Source organism: Acinetobacter sp. UBA2063 (assembly GCF_002333245.1).
GTDB lineage: Bacteria > Pseudomonadota > Gammaproteobacteria > Pseudomonadales > Moraxellaceae > Acinetobacter > Acinetobacter parvus.
The window spans coordinates 1-948 of record NZ_DDAH01000164.1; the positions used below are offsets into that span (position 1 = coordinate 1).

The 948-nt window shown below is 37.2% G+C and carries 1 protein-coding gene; it reads left to right on the forward strand.

What is annotated here, in order from left to right:
- The coding region (locus B4H32_RS07595; protein WP_286801320.1) for a catalase at positions 1 to 948 on the forward strand (948 nt) is incomplete at both ends.

The following is a 948-nucleotide window of genomic DNA, read 5'->3' on the forward strand; positions in this document are numbered from 1 at the left end:
GAGGTTCGGCTGATGTCGTTCGAGATGTACGAGGTTTTTCTATAAAATTTTATACTGAAGAAGGAAATTATGATTTGGTGGGGAATAATATCCCTGTCTTCTTCATTCAGGATGCTATTAAATTTCTGGACTTTGTTCATGCAGTAAAACCAGAAGATGCCAATGAAGTTCCAACTGGTCAATCTGCCCATGATACTTTCTGGGATTTTATTTCTTTAAACACCGAAGCATCACATATGACTACTTGGATAATGTCTGATAGAGCAATTCCAAGAAATCTACGCTCTATACAAGGTTTTGGTGTCCATACATTTAGATTGATTAATAAGAATAATGAAGCATTCTTAGTGAAATTCCATTGGACTCCAAAGCAAGGGGTAGCTCAAGTCGTCTGGGATGAAGCTCTAAAAATTAATGGCAAAGATCCCGATTTTCACAGACGTGATCTGTGGGATGCTATTGAGCGTGGCAATTACCCGGAATGGGAATTAGGCGCACAAATTTTCTCTGAAGAAGATGCAAAACAATGGGACTTTGATGTCTTAGATGCCACAAAATTAATCCCAGAAGAACTTGTACCAGTTACTCCACTAGGTAAATTTGTTTTAAACAAAAATACAGATGATTTTTTCGCAGAAACAGAACAAGTTGCTTTTAGTCCTGCAAATATTGTCTCAGGTATAGATTTTAGTAACGATCCCCTTTTACAAGGACGGCTATTTAGCTATACGGATACTCACTTACACAGACTAGGTACGGTAAATTTTAATCAAATTCCAATTAACAAACCCGTTTGTCCTTTTCATACGAATAGACGAGGTGGTTATGCTAATCACGAAGTTTATAAAGGAAAGGCAAATTATGAACCTAATTCTGTTGATGAAAATTGGCCAAGAGAATCACCTAATGACAGTGGTGCTTTCAAGACACATCCTGAAGAAGTACAAG